The following is an 18,384-nucleotide window of genomic DNA, read 5'->3' on the forward strand; positions in this document are numbered from 1 at the left end:
CTGCTGCCTTATCTAGAAGATGAGCAAGTTGGTTTAGGGCGCGATTGTAAACGGGTACGGTGAGCTGGTAGTAGTCGAACATGGCACTTCCTTACGTTGGTAGAGTGGAAAGATGGCGTTGACCCTTACTATCATCGTGCTTTAGTTGTGCATATTCAAGTGTTCTAGCGTTTCGATTGCTCCTGACCAGGCACCATGGTTGAGTATGGCGCTGTGGAGCTTTTTAGCTGCGGCTTGTGGCAATATACCCGTCGTATCAATATTTAAATCGTATTGCATATCTTGATGAACGCGGGCACTTTGCCACGCGACTAAACCAATCGCCCGATCTTTACGCGCTTGCTCGCGCGCCATTGCGACCTCTGAATTACAATATACGCCAACTAAAGCCACTGAATAACCAGCCAGTTCGGTGAGCAATTCGCGCTTTTCGCCGCGCTCACACCACGCATGATCTACCAAGAGACGGCAACCTGCTTGCAGCAAAGCAGGTAAGCAATAATGATAGCCGCGAACTAAACTCGGCCAATCGTAACCGGGGCGAGTTATTTCATCGCCGGTTTGCATCTTGAGCAAATCGCTGGCTGGTAAAGCATAGAGCACACTATCGATGCTGAAATTGAGATATTGCTGGGGCAGCGATTCTTGTAATAATTTGGCGAGAGACGTTTTGCCCGAGCTGCTGCTGCCGTTTAAAACAATGACTTGGGGGAGAGGCATAAATAATCCAAGAAGCGGTATAAAAATGCGCTAGCGTCTGCTGACGTTTGGTTTACCTGCCGATTTGGTGCGGATTTTGGCCTGAGGTAAGGCACGCAGCGCGCAGCGTAGTCATTCTACGCCAACGCGTTTGTCACGCAGCATCAGGCCAAAAGCCGCCAAACCCTGCGGGCTGGGCACGTTGATACCGAGGTGTTTCACGTGAAACATCGGTTATGACTGGGTGGGTGGCTCTAATTCTTTACGGATTGCCGCTTCGATTTCTGCGGTTGCTTCTTCGGCAGTTGGGCGCGCCCAAAACATTCGATCAGGGATAAATTGCCCCATCCCTGGGCGAAATGCCGCTGATAAGGCTTGCGAAGTAAAGTCTTGCGCATCTTTGACGGCATCTGCGATTTCGGCACCATTGGCAAGTGCACCGGCAATGGCTGAAGCCAAGGTCGCTCCCGCACCATGATAGCTGCCGGGTAAACGCGGCCATTGATCGGTACGCACTCGGCCTAAGCGGCTGTAGAGGGTGTTGACCACTTTCGGCGTTTTTTCATGCGTACCGGCGATTAACACATACTCGCAACCACACTCCAAAATGCGTTGCGCAGCGGCATCGAGCGGCATGTCTTCTTGCTCATCGGGATCGTCCGACGCCAATAATCGTGCCTCGGTATTGTTGGGTGTTACCAAATGCGTGTGTGGCAATAGCAATTCGCGCATCGCGCTAATCAGCTCTTCATTGGATAATTCCTCGCCGCGCCCCATGCTAAATACTGGCTCTAAAATTAAAGGAATATCTGGATAGTCTGAGGCGATTTCAGCAATTACCGCTAAGTTTTCCACGCTGCCGACCATGCCGACTTTGATCACATCAATTTTGATGTCTTCTAAAATAAAGCGTGCTTGTTCATCGACGATTTCAGAATCGACGGCATGAAATTCTTGCACGCCTGCGCTGTCTTGCACCGTGATGGCGGTAATGATCGGTAAGGTGTGGCAGCCCAGTGAGGCGAGGGTCAATACATCGGCCATTAAACCCGCACCACCAGAAGGATCATTCGCAGCAAAAACTAGTACAGTGGGTGGCGTTGGATTCATAAGCACAGATTATCTTTGTTCGGTAAAATTAGAATTCTAAACCACTCTGAGTGACTTATCGCAATGAAAAAATATATGTGCCTAATCTGTGCGTTTATTTACGACGAAGCTGAAGGCCGGCCAGAGGACGGTATTCCAGCCGGAACGAAATGGGAAGACGTGCCAATGAACTGGACTTGTCCTGATTGCGGCGCACGTAAAGATGATTTTGAAATGGTGCAAATCTAATTTTGCTGGAGCAGGCCGATGAAACGTTTAATCCTAAGTTTAGCCATGGCCTCGATGTTAACGGCCTGTCAGCAAGTAAGTACCACCCACGCGGGTGCAGTTGGCGCTACGCGTAAACAAAGCATGCTGCTGTCTAGTCAGCAAGTGGATCAAATGTCGGCCGCTAGCTATGCCGAAACCATTAAAAAATCATCATCGCAAGGCAAGCTTTTACCGAGTAACGACCCTACGGTGCGTCGAGTACGCGATATTGCTCAGCGACTCATACCGCAAACGGCGGTGTTTCGCCCCGATGCTTTGCAGTGGCAATGGGAAGTGAATGTAGAAAAAAGCCCAGAGCTCAATGCCTATTGCATGTCTGGCGGTAAAATTATGTTTTACACCGGCATTATTGAGCGCTTAAAACTCACTGACGATGAGATCGCGCAAATCATGGGCCACGAAATCGCCCATGCCTTGCGCGAACATGGCCGTGAAAAAATGAGCGAAGAATACGGCAAAACCATTGCTTTGCAAGGCGGCATGCAGCTGTTTTCTATCGCCACCGGTGGTAAATATGATGCCTATCAAGACCTTGCTGGTAGCGGTTTAAACACGCTGGTTGATGTCAGTTACTCATTGCCCAATAGTCGGACCAGTGAAAGCGAAGCCGACGCCATGGGTTTAGAGCTGGCCGCGCGGGCTGGGTTTCAGCCCAATGCCGCAGTGAGTTTATGGCAAAAAATGGCCGCCCAAGGCACAGGTAAAGGGCTGGAATTTATGTCGACCCATCCTTCGAGCAATACGCGGATTGCCGAATTACAAGCCAAAATCCCGGTGGTAATGCCGCTCTATGAGACGGCTAAAAACAAACCCAAACCCAGTGGCAAGCCAAAGAAAAACGCGTCTTAACGCAGTTGGCTTTGCTTGTTGCCGCATTAATAAGGAAAAACTGTGCTGTGGATTAAATCATTACATTTGATTTTTGTAATTAGCTGGTTTGCTGGGCTATTTTATTTACCGCGTATTTTTGTCAATTTAGCCATGGCCAAGCAGACCGATGAGTTAGCTAGGCTCAATTTAATGGCGCATAAACTCTATCGATTTATGACCCCACTGGGCATTTTGGCGTTAATTTTCGGGGTCTGGACCTGGGGTTTTTATGACTTTTATATGGGAGAAGGCTGGCGCTGGATGCATGCCAAATTGGCTTTAGTCGCAATTTTAGTCGGCTACCATATTGCCTGTCGCCAAATGGTATTGGCTTTTGCTGCCAATAAAAATACCCGCAGCCATGTGTGGTTTCGTTTTTTTAATGAAATTCCGGTGCTGATTTTATTTGCCATCGTGATTTTGGTGATTGTTAAACCGTTTTAATTTTTGGGCTATCCATTGCGAGATAGCCCAACTTTTATGCAAAAGGATTAAAAAATGAAAATCATGCTGCCTATTTTACTGGTCGGCTTACTTGCCGGATGCGGCGAAACTGCGCCAACCGCCAAGCAATGTGGCGTTTACGCCATCGGCCCAAATCAAATAAAAGAGATTCTGGCCAGCCCGCAAAGTGAGCCAGCGCCAGGACGGACGGCGAAAGCTGATTTACCCGCAGACTTTCCAACCGCGCTACTCGACCCAGAAAATTTCTATCGCGGGATGGGCGTGTATTGCAGTGCCGATGAAGCACGGCAGGCGTTAGTTGATCAAAAACACAAGGATTGGGGCGTATTTGAAATCGACAGCGATTGGGATAAAAACGTCTATAAAGCCGACGATGGCGCTCATCACTTACGTGAATCCGCAAAAATTAAACAGGCGGTTGAATAATGGCCGTTGAAATCGAAAGAAAATTCTTACTTAAAAATGACACTTGGCGCTGCGCTGTTCATTGCAGTACACGCATCGCGCAAGGCTATTTATGCACCGATCCTGAGCGCACCGTGCGAGTTCGGGTGAAAGGCGACGCGGCATTTTTGACGATTAAAGGTAAAAATTCTGGGATTAGCCGCTCTGAGTTTGAATATGAAATCCCACTGGCCGACGCAGTCGAATTACTCAAACTCTGCCCGCAAGTTTTGGATAAAACTCGGCACTTACTCAGTATTGAGCAGCACACCTTTGAGATTGATGAGTTTCATGGCGACAATGCCGGCTTAATCGTCGCTGAACTCGAGCTGGCTAGCGAAAATAGCACTTATCCACAGCCAGAATGGCTCGGTGCAGAAGTTTCAGGAGATGCGCGTTATTACAACAGCGCGCTGTCAATTACACCATTTAGCGCCTGGCCCCAGTAGAATACTTACCTTAAGTAAGCTTTGATAAAGTACGAAATCGAAACCGATCATTAATGCGGCCTAGGTTTCGTATTTTTTTGTCTGTTGTAAGGCCATCAGCCATCAACGCCGCTCAAACCCGCATCTATATGGCTATAACGTCGGCTGCCTTGAGGGGGTTAATCCATACCAAATTCCAAACATTAAAATCTATGATGGCGTGAATCATCCCGCCGATCAAAATACGACTTCTGCAGTGAACTAGAGTTCTTATTCAAAAATATTGATGTATATATCGCTATGCCTTTATTTGTATGGCATATATCCAGATGCCTAGTATATATGACCATAGCAAATAGCTATTACGATAAAATCAGCACGCCAAACAATCCTGAAAACCCACAGTAAAACACGTCAAAATTGTCATTTTTCGTATAAAAATCAGTGCTATGTGGGTAACTATTTATCGTGACTGATTAAATACTAATCGGCGACGTGTACTTCGAGGCGCAAACTCTGATTGATCATGAGCTTCGATCTTTTTTGCCAAACCCAATGCGCTGATTCTGCGGTAAATCCTCGCCAAAAGGCAATATTGCGTCTTAATACGGACCGTTTCTATGCTAAAAGTAGTCTTCAGCTGCGTTTTGCTCACCTTATAAACGGTTTTTCTCTATTGGCACTCAAGCGCAAAGCTTAAATCGATTGCTTCGCCTTACATGGTTTGTATGAAGTAATGTCGATCGCGCACTTTGGCCGATCTTTATTGCATAATCTAGGTCGTTGCTAGGGCGTTTTTTGGTGATTTCAATGATTTTTGGAGTTGAATATCTCGCCGCTGGATTTTACTTACAAGCAAACAAAGCAAAACAGAGTGTTTTCGACTTAAAGTGCGGCTTTGGCGAGGCATTTGCATGCTGTGTGCATCTTTTTTGCCAATAAAGCCAGCTTGTTGTTGTTTTTTACGGGTTACGTACTTTATTGATGTGACCTACATTTTTTAGTAGGTATATGAATAAAACGCTTATAAATTAAGGCTTTTATCTATATACCCATTGTTTTACAAGGAATAACAAATGACTACACGCAATGAACAGCTGTTTGAATCGGCTAAAAAACATATTCCCGGTGGTGTGAATTCGCCAGTACGTGCTTTTGGCTCGGTGGGGGGGACGCCATGCTTTTTTACTAAGGGCGAGGGCGCTTATGTATGGGATGCCGACGGCAAAAAATACATTGATTACGTTGGCTCGTGGGGCCCGTTGATTTTGGGTCATGCGCACCCGAAAGTGATCGAAGCGGTGATCGAGACCGCTAAAAATGGCATGAGTTTTGGCGCTCCAACCGAGGCCGAAGTGACAATTGCCGATGTATTGTGCGAAATGTTGCCTTCTTTAGAGCAAGTTCGTTTGGTATCGAGCGGTACCGAGGCGACGATGAGCGCAATTCGCTTGGCGCGCGGCTTTACGGGTCGCGATAAATTGATCAAGTTTGAAGGCTGCTACCACGGTCATGCCGATAGCTTATTGGTGAAGGCGGGCTCTGGTTTGCTTACATTTGGTAATCCATCGTCAGCTGGGGTGCCAGCAGCAGTGGCAGCCGATACGATTGTCTTACCTTACAACGATGTGGCGGCGCTTGAAGCCTTATTTGCCGAGCAAGGCAGTGAAATTGCCGCAATTATTGTTGAGCCTATCGCTGGCAATATGAATATGGTGCAGCCGAGCGCGCAATTTGTCGCGGCAATGCGTAATTTAACCACGCAGCATGGTGCAGTATTGATTTACGACGAAGTAATGACCGGCTTTCGTGTTGGCTTGCAGTGTACGCAAGGTCTGCATGGCATTACGCCAGATCTAACTTGCTTAGGTAAGGTCGTGGGTGGTGGTATGCCTTTGGCCGCTTTCGGTGGTCGCGCCGATATCATGGCTTATTTAGCGCCTTTAGGCCCAGTGTATCAAGCTGGTACTTTGTCAGGAAATCCAGTTGCCGTTGCTGCAGGATTGGCGACGTTAGCCGAAATTAGACAAGATGGTTTCTTTGCGAAGTTAAGCGCACAAACGGCGAATTTAGTCGCAGGATTAAATAAATTAGGCAAAGATCACGGACTTTGCGCGCAGTCAGTAGGGGGGATGTTTGGTGTGTATTTCGCCGAAGTTGTGCCAACGTCATTTGCTGATGTGATGGCATCGGATCGCACCCGATTTAATGCTTTTTTCCATGCGATGCTCGATCAAGGCGTTTATTTAGCCCCATCGGCATTTGAAGCCGGTTTTGTTTCGGCTGCGCATAGCGATGCCGATATCGAAGCCACTTTGGCGGCAGCAAAAATCGCTTTAAGTCGCTGCTAAGAGGCCAATATGACTGCGATTACGCCTTTAAATGTTGAAATGGCCGGCATGCAGCTGATCGGTAGCGCGCATTTGCCTGAGCAAGCCGAGCAAGCGGTATTGATGCTGCATGGCTTTACTGGCAACCGAGTTGAATACACCTATTTTTTTGTTACTTTGGCGCGCGTATTGGCCGAGCGTGGCATTGCGGTGTTTCGCTTTGATTTTTTGGGCTGTGGCGAGAGTGATGGTGAATTTGCTGAGGTTTCGGTGGCCAATCAAGCGGCACAAACCCAGCATTTATTGTCATATTTAGCTAAAAACTATCCACAATATCAACGGCATTTGCTCGGATTTAGCATGGGCGGTTTGGTGGCATTGCAAACCGCTTTGGCCGATTCGGCATTGATTCGCTCATTGTGCTTATTGGCGCCTGCGGCCAATTTGGCGCAAATTGTTGAATCGGTGGCGGCAAGCAATTCGCAGCTGGGTGCTGCCGGTGGCGTGGATTTTTTAGGGCTAGAGATTAGCGCGCAATTTCGCCAAGAATTGGCGCAACTCGCGCCGTTTTCGGGCCTAGCCAGCCTTGAAGTCCCCGCTTTGGTGGTGCATGGCCAAGCTGATGCTGCTGTACCGGTGGAGATTGGCGAACAAGTGGCGGCGTGTTTGCCCTGCTGCCAGTTTGAAGCTTGGGCTGATGCCGATCATACCTTTGCCCGGCAAGCCGATCGCCTGCGTTTAGGTCAGCGCATCGCCGATTTTGTTTTGGCTTAAATAGCGACTCACTGCAGCACGAAAAGGAAAAATGGTTTTGTAAGCTGGGTCTAATATAAGTTCACTAACGGTGGCGTTATTAATTTGAAAGAGGGACGAATCCTTTAAGGATTTTGGGCTAGCCGAGGTTGTCGTTACTGTCGTGACCACTGCCTCATAATCACCATCTTCATTTTTGTAAAATGCCTCTATAGGAAGAGTAGTCGAGAGCGTATCGCTTGCCTTCGTACCACGGGCACTCAACAAATCAAAGGATTCGTGCGACTCAGTATCATCAGAATAAATATTTAGATAAAGCGCGCGAACTTCTTCAGTGGCACCCATGTTTTGGCGCAGTGATTGAGGAATATACAACGCGACATCAACCGGCAAGGTGGGCTGTTGCTTACCTACTTTAATGGTTATTTCATTATTACTTCGTTGTTTAATCGGGAAGAAGTCGGCTGCTAAATCGACAAGATAAGCAATGCCTTCATCAGATGTTTGCTTTAGAGATACAGGCGTACTTACATTAAACGTATTTGGCTGGATGTAGACTTTTGCGAGGTTCGGTTTTTCGAGTACACCACCCGTTGAGTCAATCATGATGACATCGCATGCGCTTGTTTGGAGCCACAATGAAGGTGCTGCAGTTGGCGTCCAATTCGCATTAGCATAAGAGACGTGCTCGACACGTGCAACGTATGATTTATCGCCATATTTAATTTTATCGCCGACTTCATAACGCCGCTCCTCTTGCCAATTGCTGCAAACGAGTTTTGATTCGACACCAGCGCAGCTTGCACCTTCTTTCCATAAAGTTCTTGCGGCTAAAGGCGTCCAACCTGCGGCAGGGGCTGCAAAGTGCGCTTTAGTGGCTGTAAATGCACGGCCAGCATAGGTCACTATTTCACCTGCCGTATAATTAGTGTTATCAACCCAGGGAGAACAAGTAGGAGCCGCACTTGCAACACCTACAACGCCTGTAAAGCCGACAGTCAAAAGGCATAAATATAACTTCATTTGTAAATACTTAGAAATAAAAAACAAGGAATTACAATACCATTGTCATATTTGTTGGACAAAAATATTACATTAACTATAAGTTTTGTCGTTTTTTGCTTGCTCGGCGTCGTTTAGTGGTTGGCTAGAAAAATCCATCGCTTTCATTGGGAGACGCAAATTTATTGTTCTAGTTGTCACGCGCATTTTCATGCTGATGTGCAGCAGGCATTGAATATGCGTTGCCGCAATATCTTGGCCTTACTGGAGTAGTTGCTAGGCATACTTGTGTAAGGATAAATTTTGGGGCGTGGTTGGATAGGTAGATAATGAATGAGTGGATAAATGTATAAGAATGCACAATGAAGCCACGCTGTCGCAGCTAGTGCATCACTGTTGCTGGGCGTAGGTAATTTGATTGCTTAGTGTTTTGCATACTGAATGCGCTGGCGAAAAAAAGGGCGAGATGCCTCGCCCGATTGTTGCTAGATTTTCAACGCGCGGAACTCATTATTTGAGGTTTTGCGCAATAAACTGCCCAATCAATTGGATCTCAGGCAAGCAAACCGAATGTTGAATTGGGTAGGTCTGCCATTGAACTTTCACCCCTAAATCAGCGACCAATTGTTTGGCTTTTTCACCGAGGCTAATGCCAACCACGGGGTCGTGGCTGCCGTGGGCGGCCAATACTGGCGTATTTTGGTTGGCGGCAATCGTCGCTGGCGTTAGTAATGATTCTGCTGGCAGATAAGTCGACAAAGCCACAATGCCTGCTAAGGCTTCTGGGTGAGTTAAACCGGCGGTATAGGCAATGGCGCCGCCTTGGGAAAAGCCCGCTAGCACGATACGGTTGGTGGGTATCCCTTTGGCGTTTTCTGCGGCAATCAAGGCGCGAATCGCCGCTACGGATTGCTCAACGCCAGCGATATCGGCTTGGCGGCTGATTTGATCAAAATGCACAATATCGTACCAAGCGCGCATCACATAGCCGTTATTGCAAGTAATCGGCATCATCGGTGCGTGCGGGAAAATAAAGCGTACCGCTAAATCGCTCGGTAGACCTAGCTCCGGCACAATGCTCACAAAATCATTCCCATCAGCGCCAAGGCCGTGTAGCCAAATCACGCTGGCGCTTGGATTGGGGGCAGTTTCAACGGTGACACAAGCGAGGGCGCTCATTACGACTCCAAAAGAAAATCAAACAATCTCGCTATGCTAACAAAGATTGCGCTTCTAGATAAAAAATCAGCCCGACAAAGCGGGCTGATTGGGTTAATCCGGTGAGAGCGAGCTTATTTCAAAGCGGCGCGTACACCAGCAGCGTAATCAGGGTGAATCAAAGCAAAGTGCCCCAATTGACGCTCGATGATAAATTCCGGTACGCCCTGCATTCCTGCGGCCAAATTGCTATACAAGCGTGATTTTTGGCCCTCATCAAACATCGCCCACAGTGCGCGCGGTTGTGCATAATCATCGTTGCCTTCGCGGTGATCAAAGCGATCGGCATCGCCGCTGATTTTAAGCGGTGGCTCAGCCACAGCAGGGTTGGCGACCGGGCCGCCAAACGAATTTGGCTCGTAATACGCATCTGGATTTTTATCCATCGGCATAAAGTTCATCGCGCCGTCGCGATGATAGGTATTCACTGGGCATTTTGGCACGTTCACTGGCAATGATTCGTAATGCGTACCAAGGCGATAGCGGTGTGCATCGGCATAGCTAAATAAGCGCGCTTGCAACACTTTGTCTGGAGAAAAACCAATCCCCGGAACAATATTGGATGGGCTAAACGACGCTTGTTCTAGCTCGGCAAAATAATTCACCAGATTGCGGTTTAATTCCATCACGCCCACTTCGATCAAAGGGTAATCGCCGTGTGGCCATACTTTGGTCAAATCAAATGGGTCATAGCTAGTTTTGTTAGCGTCGCTTTCTGGCATGATTTGCACCGATACCGTCCAGCGTGGGAAATCGCCTTGATCAATCGCGCCGAGTAAATCGATTTGCGTGCTTTCGCGAGTTTGCCCGACGACTGCAGCGGCTTCGGCATTGGTCCAATGGCGATGGCCTTGCTGCGTTTTAAAGTGGAATTTCACCCAAAAACGCTCATTTTTAGCGTTAATAAAGCTAAATGTGTGCGAGCCATAGCCATTCATATGGCGAATATCGGTTGGCAAGCCGCGATCAGAGAACAAAATCGTTACTTGATGCAAAGACTCTGGCGACAACGACCAGTAATCCCACATCGCGGTATTAGAACGTAAATGCGTGCGTGGATGGCGTTTTTGCGTGTGGATAAAATCAGGGAATTTCAACGGATCGCGGATAAAAAACACCGGCGTATTATTGCCGACTAAATCCCAATTGCCTTCTTCGGTATAAAACTTCACCGCAAAACCGCGTACATCGCGCTCGGCGTCCGCCGCGCCTAATTCACCGGCCACAGTAGAAAAACGCGCCAACAATTCAGTTTTTTTGCCGATGGCACCAAAGATATTCGCCTTGGTGTATTGGCTAATATCGTGCGTAACCGTAAACGTACCATGCGCGCCCCAGCCTTTGGCGTGGACTACGCGTTCAGGAATTCGCTCGCGATTTTGATGCGCTAATTTTTCCAGCAATTGCCAATCTTGCAACAAAACAGGGCCACGTGGACCTGCGGTCAGGCTGTTTTGATTGTCGGCAATTTGTGCGCCGGCAGTGGTGGTTTGAAATGGACATTGGCTCATGGACGTTCTCCTAATGGCTAGCTGCAAAATGAGCGCTGATCTCTTCTAGCGCTTTGAGGGATTCTAGAAGCAGATTTAGCATCGCTGACACTCTGATTCAAATAATGAGGTTGAAGTATATGCAGCGTTTTGAAATAGCGAAATTTAATTATAAAGATCAGGTCGATTGATTTTAACTAACGAGTGGCGCGTGTCGATTGATTTAATGGGTATTGATAATCAATCCTATTAAATCAAGGCTTGTGTGATTATGCTGGGAGGGGGTATGGCAGGATATTGCGCTACATCAAGCTATAAATTGCCGACAAACGTAAAAATTCACATCGCAATCGGCATAAAAAACGCCGTCATGGTGACGGCGTTGTGTCATTTGCTACTGAATGATTGAGGGATTATTCAGCGTCTTTAAATTCGTTCAACATGGTTTGCAATTCGCCGTTGGCGTACAGCTCTTTCATGATGTCTGAACCGCCGACAAATTCGCCCTTGATATACAACTGCGGAATCGTTGGCCAGTTGGCGTATTCTTTAATGCCTTGGCGAATATCGGCATCGGCCAAGACATTCACCGCAGCAAAACTCACGCCACAGTTTTTAAGGATTTGTACTGCGCCGGATGAAAAACCGCACTGTGGAAACGATGGCGTGCCTTTCATGTACAACACCACAGAATTGTCGGTCACTTGCTGGCGAATAGTGTCTTGAATACTCATGATGGCCTCAAAAGCTTGATTGATTTAGTCGGGTATTGTAAGCGCATGCCGAGTTAGCGGCAAGCCCACCGAGCATGGATTTTCTAGCCGTAGCGGCCACCGCTCACGCGGTCATTGTCGCCCAAATCACGCCATGTTTGCACTTCGCTAAAGCCCGCTTGCTGCAATAATTCGCGGCACGCCGCGCCTTGATCCCAGCCGTGTTCTAGCAACAGCCAAGCACCCGGTTTGAGCTGAGCTCGCGCCGCGCTAATGATGTGCGCCAAGTGCTGCAAACCATCGCTACCATCGGTGAGCGCACCGCTGGGCTCAAAGCGTAAATCGCCTTGGTTTAAATGCACATCGGCCGCATCAATATACGGCGGATTGCTCACGATTAAATCAAAGCGCTCGCCAGCCACTGCAGCCAGCCAATCCGAATGCAAAAAGCGCACTTCAGCGCCCAGCGCTGCCGCATTGCTGTGCGCCACTGCCAAAGCAGCGGGCGAAATATCCAGCGCCGCCACCGTGAGGTCTGGCCGCTCTAGCTTGAGGGTAATCGGAATACAGCCCGAACCTGTGCCCAAATCAATGATGTGCCCAGCTTGCGGCGCGCGCGCAATCGCCAATTCAACCAGTAATTCGGTATCTGGGCGCGGAATCAACACGGCAGGGGAAACTTGAAATTCGCGGCCATAAAACTCGCGCGAACCGAGGATATACGCCACCGGTTCGCCGCCGCGCCGCCGCGCTGCCACAGCGGCAAACGCTGCGTGCTGATCTTCGCTGGCGGCATCGCTATCATGGCCAATCAGCCAAGCGCGGTTTTTTTGCACGATATGCAGTAGCAACACCTGAGCATCAAAACGCTCAATACCACTACTGACAATTAATTCACGATACGTTGGCATATTACTGGCTCTGGTTTACATCAAAAAGATCGTCGCCAATCCCAAAAAGATAAAAAATCCTAGGCTATCGGTAAGTGCGGTAATCAGCACCGACGAGCCATAAGCGGGGTCGCGGCCGAATTTTTGCATAATCAGCGGCACAAACAAACCGACCAAGGCCGCCACAATCATATTGAGCATCATCGCGCCCATCATCACCAAGCCCAAACCCATCTGGCCGTATAAAGCCCACGCCATCAAGCCCAAAACACTGCCCCACATCAGGCCATTAATCAACGCAATGCCTAATTCTTTGAGCAGCAACATCCGGGTATTGGACGGCTGAATTTGCCCCAGCGCCAAACCGCGAATAATCAGCGTGGTAGTTTGCGTGCCGGTATTGCCGCCAATCCCCGATACAATCGGCATTAAGGCCGCCAGCGCCACTAAATGCGAAATGGTATTTTCAAACGAGCCAATCACGCGGCTGGCGATAAAGGCGGTGCAAATATTGAGCGCCAACCATGGCCAGCGATTTTTAACCGCTTTGCCCACGCTAGAAAACAAATCTTCGTCTTTCAAACCGGCTAAAGACAGCACTTCGGCGTCGGATTCTTCACGAATCACGTCGACCATTTGATCCACCGTAATGCGGCCAATCACTTTGTGATTGCTATCGACCACGGGGGCTGACACTAAGTCATAACGCTCAAACGCTTGCGCCGCTTCGCCGGCGTCGTCAAATGGCTGAAACACCACCACATCGTCGGCCATCATTTCTTGAACGTATTGCTCCGGATCGCTTACCAGCAATACGTTTAATGGCAATACCCCTTTGAGGATGTCGTTGTCGTCGACGACAAACAGCTTATCGGTATGCGTAGGTAGCTCGTCAAAACGACGCAAATAGCGCAAGACGACTTCAAGCTTAATATCAGCACGAATCGTCACCATCTCAAAATCCATCAGCGAGCCGATTTGATCTTCGGTGTACGACATCGCCGATTGCACTTCGGCGCGATCTTCCGCGTCGAGCGTATCGAGCACTTCGCTTTGCACGGCGCTCGGTAAGTCCGGCACCAAATCGGCCAGCTCATCGGTATCGAGTTGCCCAGCGGCGGCGACCATTTCGTGCGGCGCCATATCGGCCAGCAACGATTCACGCACCGCATCGGAGACTTCGAGCAAAATCTCGCCGTCGTCTTCGGCATTGACCAAGCCCCACACCATTAAACGATCGGTGTGCGGTAGCGCCTCTAAAATATGCGCAATATCGGCCGGATGCAGCGCGGCCAACTTCATTTGTAATTCGGTGAGGTTTTGTCGGTGGACGAGTTTTTCGACTAAATCATGCTTGGGACCTTCTTGCTTATGTACCATCCCTTCCACGAGTTTGTGCCGCTCTAAAAGCCGAGTGACTTGTTGCAAACTGTCTTGCAAGCTTTCTTGTGGTTTCCGGGTAAGTACAGTCATAGGCAGGCCCTAGTCGGCGGCGGCATGTCTGCCACGCAAATTGAAGATAGGCGCGCAGTTTAGCACGCGACAGTGACCAAACGCGGTTTAGCGGCATTTAGACCGATGTTGTAGGATATTCCAGCCCTTAGGGTTTGGCTGCGGCTTTTTTAAATCAAGTCAGCCTGACACTGCGTTGAAAAACGCTTGCATAGAATGACTATGCCACGAGTCTTTCGCCTTGTTTCAGGCCAAAATCAGCACAAACGCGATCCGCAAACCAAGCGTCAACAGACCCTCGCTGGCGGCAAAAATACCCGCGCGTGGCTGGCCAAGCCAAGGTCAAACTTGCGAGCACCGGCAGAGCAAAAGGGGAATTCGCTTACCGCAGCATGACTTCTGGCGTGTTAGCATCAAAATATTCAGCAGATTTAGACGACGTGTTGTTGATTTTAAGTGCCAGCGGCACGGCATCAACACCAAACTAAACATTGCCAACTTCAAGCAGGGAGCGATGTATGCATTGGAATCAAATACTGGCCGTGGTGTTTGTCGCGATACAGTTATTGTTTATTGCGCGGGCGATTTTGCGGCCGCAGCGCGAGCCGGCGTCGCGGGTGGCGTGGATTGTGGTGATTATATTGCTGCCGGGTTTGGGGGTATTGGCGTATATCTTGCTCGGCGAAACCAGTATTGGTCGGCATCGCATCGCGCGCTTGCATCAAGTCAATCAAGTGTTGCAGCAAGCCCAAACCACACCATGGCCTAAGCAAATTCCTGAGCGATTTAATCAACTATTTCGCTTTGGCCAATCGGTGAATGGCTTTGTGCCGGTGGCGGGCAATAGTGCGCGCTTGCTGGCCGACTCCAACGCTGCGATTGACGCCATTGTGGCCGATATCGACGCCGCTACTGAGCATGTGCATCTGATTTTTTATATCTGGCTCGCCGATCACAGCGGGCTTAAAGTGGTTGCCGCCTTGCAACGCGCCGCCGCGCGCCAAGTGGCCTGCCGCGCCATGGCCGATGGTTTGGGGTCGCGCTTAATGATTGCCTCGCCGCATTGGCAAGCCATGCAAGACGCTGGGGTGCAAGTGGCCGTGGCGCTGCCGATTGGCAATCCGCTACTGCGGCCATTGCGCGGCCGAATTGATTTGCGCAATCACCGCAAAATCGTCGTGATCGACCGCAATATCACCTATTGCGGCAGCCAAAACTGCGCCGATGCGGCGTTTTTGGTCAAAGCCAAATTCGCCCCGTGGGTCGACATTATGCTGCGCTTGACTGGCCCGATTGCGCAGCAAAATCAGCTGTTATTTATGAGCGACTGGATGGCGCAAACCCACGAAGACCTAAGCCGCTACGCGCAATACACGCCGCAGGCTAATGAAGACGGCTTTGTGGCCCAAGTGATAGGCACTGGGCCAACGCTGCAGTATTCGGCGATGCCCGAGGTGTTTGTTACGCTGATGTTTGCCGCCCAGCGCGAGCTATTTATCACCACGCCGTATTTTGTGCCGGATGAAGCAATGCAAGCGGCGCTCTGCGCCACCGCGCGGCGCGGCGTGAAAACGACGATTATTTTCCCTGCCCGCAATGATTCATGGATTGTCGCCGCCGCCAGCCACAGCTATTACGGCGAATTACTCGCCGCTGGTGTTGAAATCTATGAATACGTCGGCGGCGTTTTGCACGCCAAAACGCTCACACTCGATGGTGAAGTCAGCCTGATTGGCTCGGCCAATATGGATAGACGCAGTTTTGAGCTGAATTTTGAAAACAACATCCTGCTGTACGACGCCGCCATTAGCCAAGACATTCGCCAACGCCAAGCGCATTACCTCGCGCAAAGCCAGCCCGTCACCGCCGAAATGGTCGAGCAATGGCCGATGCGCCGCCGCTTTTGGAACAACACCATCGCCATGCTCGGGCCGGTATTGTGAGCCGGCTCAACGCCGCATCCGCGTGCGCAAAGGATTTGCGCACACGACAAAAACACCGCGTGCGTCGCAATGCTTCTGTAGGGCGACAATAAGCGCAGCGCATTGCGCCGCGCGGGTAGGGTGTATTGTTAGCTAGACCTTGTTTTTAAATGACTGTATTTAAATACCTAGGTAGGGTGTGCAAATCTTTGATTTGCGCACGCGGGTTCGGTGCTGATTGGTTTTCGCGATGTTGAATTCATCGCATTAGGTGCGCAAATCCCTGCGGAATTTTCACACCCTACACGCTGATGCATCAAACAAAACCGCCCGATCAATTCCGGTGGTTTTTTATGCGACTACGCCGCGTGATTTTGGGTGCGCGTTCCGCCGCGCGGGCGGGAATGGGACTTTGCCCCACACCCCACAAAGTTTGCAACTTTGCGGGGACCCCGTCATCTGCAAAGCCCCCTAACACCCCAAAGCAGCCCTCGGTATCTGCGCCGACTGCGTCGGTGCCCTCGCTGCGGACAATCGAGGCGGTTGCGCTCAAAACTCGGCCTGCGGCCTCAGACAATGAGCGCAAAAACCCCGCCCCGCTTGTTCCTCACTCGGCTTGATACAGGGGATGACCAGCCCCAGCATCGTAGCTCCGATAGAGCAAAGCGAAATCGGAGGAATGAATACATGCGTACGCTTACGCTTCGCTAAGCGTACCTACAGTGGCGATGTTGGGCGCTGCGCATAAAAAAACCGCCAGTGATCACTGGCGGCTTGGGTGGCAATCGGGGTCGACTTAGCTGGCGTAACCGATTTCTTCTAAATCTTGGTGCAGCGTGTTGAATTTGTAATTGATATAAAACACCGTAAACAAAAACGTCCAACCGCCATGAAACCAATCCGGGCTGCTCGATTCGCTGGCAAAAATCTGATTAAAACGGCTGCGCATCTGAAACGCCCATACAATCGCCAATACCGACGTGGCAATACTGAATAAACTGCTGGCGATATTAAACGCATGCTCAGGCGGCACAAAAAACGACGCCACGGTAACAATCGCGCTCAACATATAGCAGCCAAATAGCCCTTGAATCAGCAGCGGAGAAATCGGCGGCATATTTGGGATTTGCAGCAATTTTTGGCTTTGCTGCTGGATATAAAACGCCGTGTAAATCCCTAAACTGAGCGCGCTCAGCAAATACAAACGCCAAGTGCTTTGGCTTTTCATCAATTGGATGATTTCTTTACGGTTCACAATAAGTCCTGCTGGGGAATGAATCGGGCTAAAGCAGCGCCACCCGCCAACGACGACCCGCCCATGGCTGTAGCACTGCAGTCAAAGAGGCTAACACAATCAAGCCGCCACCGATAAGCAGTTGTGCATTGAAAGCCTCACCCAGATACAGCACGGCAAGAAATGCGCCTTACCGCGGTCTACTCGACGATCGCCTAACGCGCGTACTCCCCAACTGGCAACTGCAAACCGCCTACCAAGGCACCGCATATTTGCTCTATCCACCGAATCGATACTTAGCGCCAAAGGTTAGGGGGCTGGTGGATTGGCTAGTTTTGCATATTTGAAAATTCGATGAAAATTACGTGTAATGAGGCTTACGCTTTGTAGGCCAATGACATAAGATATGTGCCGACGAATGGTAGTTTAAGTGCCTGCGGCACGTGTTTTGCAGTCGCAATCCGCGACGGGGACTCACTTTCTTTGCTTCGCCAAAGACAAGTAAGCAAAGAAAGGCGATTTTGATCTCGCCCAGCTCCGCTGTGCCCTCGATTGTCGTGAGCCAAACGATAAAACCGTTTGTCTCACTTCGCACTCGGTGCGCTTGGACGGGATTTGAAGCCCCAGCCCAACGAGCGCGGCACGGCACCAAGCCAAACAGAACATCGCCCATCAATTGAACAGCTGGTAAGCAAAATGATGAAAAAAACGCTACTTCTAACGCTAATTCTGAGCGCCGCGCTAGCTCAAGCTGGCGTCGTCGAAAGCACCTCCCGCGAAGCCGCGCGTGGTATCAGCAAAGGTGTCAACGAAGGAACGGCGCAGGCTTTCGAAAAAATGCTGAACGATAACGATAAACGAATGAAACAAAACACCGCCGACGCCAAGCGCAAGCAGCGGTTGGCGAATATTAGTGGCTGCGCGACCAATGCGAAGAAAACCAGTTGTAAATGCTTTGATAAACAAGGTGGAATAGAAACAATTTTGGACGACAAGCAGTGCCATGAAGTAGTCAATCGCGGATTGGCTGCGGTTAATGATTGGCGGATTCAACTAGTAAGTGCAACGGCGATGCAGGTCACTAAATGGGTGAA

General features: G+C 49.7%; 18 protein-coding genes. 9 read left to right on the forward strand and 9 right to left on the reverse strand.

Translation table 11 applies throughout. The features are described 5' to 3' along the window. Window positions 1–141: 141 nt before the first annotated feature. Together Q0V82_RS13945 and Q0V82_RS13950 are read right to left on the reverse strand one after the other, a co-directional pair. A complete protein-coding gene (locus tag Q0V82_RS13945; RefSeq protein ID WP_297576770.1) occupies window positions 142–720 on the reverse strand; it encodes a chloramphenicol phosphotransferase CPT family protein in 579 nt (192 codons plus the stop codon). 213 nt (window positions 721–933) lie between these two features. Then, window positions 934–1,809 carry a hydroxymethylpyrimidine/phosphomethylpyrimidine kinase gene (locus Q0V82_RS13950; protein ID WP_297576786.1) on the reverse strand — a complete coding sequence of 292 codons (876 nt, stop codon included), beginning with the start codon at window positions 1,807–1,809 and terminating at the stop codon, window positions 934–936. A 63-nt stretch (window positions 1,810–1,872) separates the two neighbouring features. On the opposite strand from Q0V82_RS13950, the gene Q0V82_RS13955 reads away from it, so the two are divergent. The 7 genes from Q0V82_RS13955 (at window position 1,873) to Q0V82_RS13985 (ending at window position 7,390) form a co-directional block, all read left to right on the forward strand. After that, window positions 1,873–2,037, forward strand: a complete 165-nt coding sequence (locus tag Q0V82_RS13955; RefSeq protein ID WP_203564036.1) for a rubredoxin — start codon at window positions 1,873–1,875, stop codon at window positions 2,035–2,037. Between the two features lie 18 nt (window positions 2,038–2,055). Next, window positions 2,056–2,928, forward strand: a complete 873-nt coding sequence (locus Q0V82_RS13960) for a M48 family metallopeptidase (RefSeq protein ID WP_297576771.1) — start codon at window positions 2,056–2,058, stop codon at window positions 2,926–2,928. A 42-nt stretch (window positions 2,929–2,970) separates the two neighbouring features. Further along, window positions 2,971–3,393 (forward strand): CopD family protein, encoded by a 423-nt coding sequence (locus Q0V82_RS13965; protein WP_297576772.1) that lies wholly within the window; start codon window positions 2,971–2,973, stop codon window positions 3,391–3,393. 54 nt (window positions 3,394–3,447) lie between these two features. Next, a complete protein-coding gene (locus Q0V82_RS13970; protein ID WP_297576773.1) occupies window positions 3,448–3,840 on the forward strand; it encodes a DVU_2496 family lipoprotein in 393 nt (130 codons plus the stop codon). Then, on the forward strand, window positions 3,840–4,307 hold the full coding sequence (locus Q0V82_RS13975) for a CYTH domain-containing protein (protein WP_297576774.1): 468 nt from the start codon (window positions 3,840–3,842) through the stop codon (window positions 4,305–4,307). Before Q0V82_RS13970 ends, Q0V82_RS13975 begins: the two co-directional genes overlap by 1 nt. 1,055 nt (window positions 4,308–5,362) lie before the next feature. Then, the gene (gene hemL, locus Q0V82_RS13980; protein WP_297576775.1) at window positions 5,363–6,637 is read left to right on the forward strand and encodes a glutamate-1-semialdehyde 2,1-aminomutase; all 1,275 of its coding nucleotides are present in this window, start codon (window positions 5,363–5,365) and stop codon (window positions 6,635–6,637) included. Between the two features lie 9 nt (window positions 6,638–6,646). Then, window positions 6,647–7,390 (forward strand): S9 family peptidase, encoded by a 744-nt coding sequence (locus tag Q0V82_RS13985; RefSeq protein WP_297576776.1) that lies wholly within the window; start codon window positions 6,647–6,649, stop codon window positions 7,388–7,390. On the opposite strand, the gene Q0V82_RS13990 is transcribed toward Q0V82_RS13985, so the two are convergent. From Q0V82_RS13990 to mgtE, 6 genes are all read right to left on the reverse strand, one after another. Continuing rightward, complete coding sequence (locus Q0V82_RS13990; protein ID WP_297576777.1) at window positions 7,355–8,419, reverse strand: carbohydrate-binding protein; 1,065 nt, start codon at window positions 8,417–8,419, stop codon at window positions 7,355–7,357. The genes Q0V82_RS13985 and Q0V82_RS13990 overlap by 36 nt on opposite strands. A 462-nt stretch (window positions 8,420–8,881) precedes the next feature. Beyond that, window positions 8,882–9,550 carry an alpha/beta hydrolase gene (locus Q0V82_RS13995; protein ID WP_297576778.1) on the reverse strand — a complete coding sequence of 223 codons (669 nt, stop codon included), beginning with the start codon at window positions 9,548–9,550 and terminating at the stop codon, window positions 8,882–8,884. 113 nt (window positions 9,551–9,663) lie between these two features. Further along, entirely contained in the window at window positions 9,664–11,100 is a 1,437-nt protein-coding gene (locus tag Q0V82_RS14000; RefSeq protein ID WP_297576779.1) for a catalase, read from the reverse strand. Between the two features lie 392 nt (window positions 11,101–11,492). Next, the gene (grxD, locus tag Q0V82_RS14005) at window positions 11,493–11,813 is read right to left on the reverse strand and encodes a Grx4 family monothiol glutaredoxin (RefSeq protein ID WP_250647269.1); all 321 of its coding nucleotides are present in this window, start codon (window positions 11,811–11,813) and stop codon (window positions 11,493–11,495) included. An 83-nt stretch (window positions 11,814–11,896) separates the two neighbouring features. Next, window positions 11,897–12,703: a peptide chain release factor N(5)-glutamine methyltransferase gene (prmC, locus tag Q0V82_RS14010; RefSeq protein WP_297576780.1), complete on the reverse strand. Its 807-nt coding sequence runs from the start codon at window positions 12,701–12,703 to the stop codon at window positions 11,897–11,899. A gap of 15 nt (window positions 12,704–12,718) precedes the next feature. Continuing rightward, window positions 12,719–14,155, reverse strand: a complete 1,437-nt coding sequence (gene mgtE, locus Q0V82_RS14015; RefSeq protein WP_297576782.1) for a magnesium transporter — start codon at window positions 14,153–14,155, stop codon at window positions 12,719–12,721. A gap of 497 nt (window positions 14,156–14,652) precedes the next feature. On the opposite strand from mgtE, the gene cls reads away from it, so the two are divergent. Next, window positions 14,653–16,077 (forward strand): cardiolipin synthase, encoded by a 1,425-nt coding sequence (gene cls / locus Q0V82_RS14020; RefSeq protein WP_297576783.1) that lies wholly within the window; start codon window positions 14,653–14,655, stop codon window positions 16,075–16,077. A gap of 775 nt (window positions 16,078–16,852) precedes the next feature. On the opposite strand, the gene Q0V82_RS14025 is transcribed toward cls, so the two are convergent. Beyond that, complete coding sequence (locus Q0V82_RS14025; protein ID WP_297576784.1) at window positions 16,853–17,311, reverse strand: DUF4234 domain-containing protein; 459 nt, start codon at window positions 17,309–17,311, stop codon at window positions 16,853–16,855. Between the two features lie 675 nt (window positions 17,312–17,986). On the opposite strand from Q0V82_RS14025, the gene Q0V82_RS14030 reads away from it, so the two are divergent. After that, the coding region (locus Q0V82_RS14030) for a hypothetical protein (RefSeq protein WP_297576785.1) at window positions 17,987–18,384 on the forward strand (398 nt) is incomplete at its 3' end.

It is taken from the genome of uncultured Deefgea sp., from assembly GCF_947072475.1.
Lineage (GTDB): Bacteria > Pseudomonadota > Gammaproteobacteria > Burkholderiales > Chitinibacteraceae > Deefgea.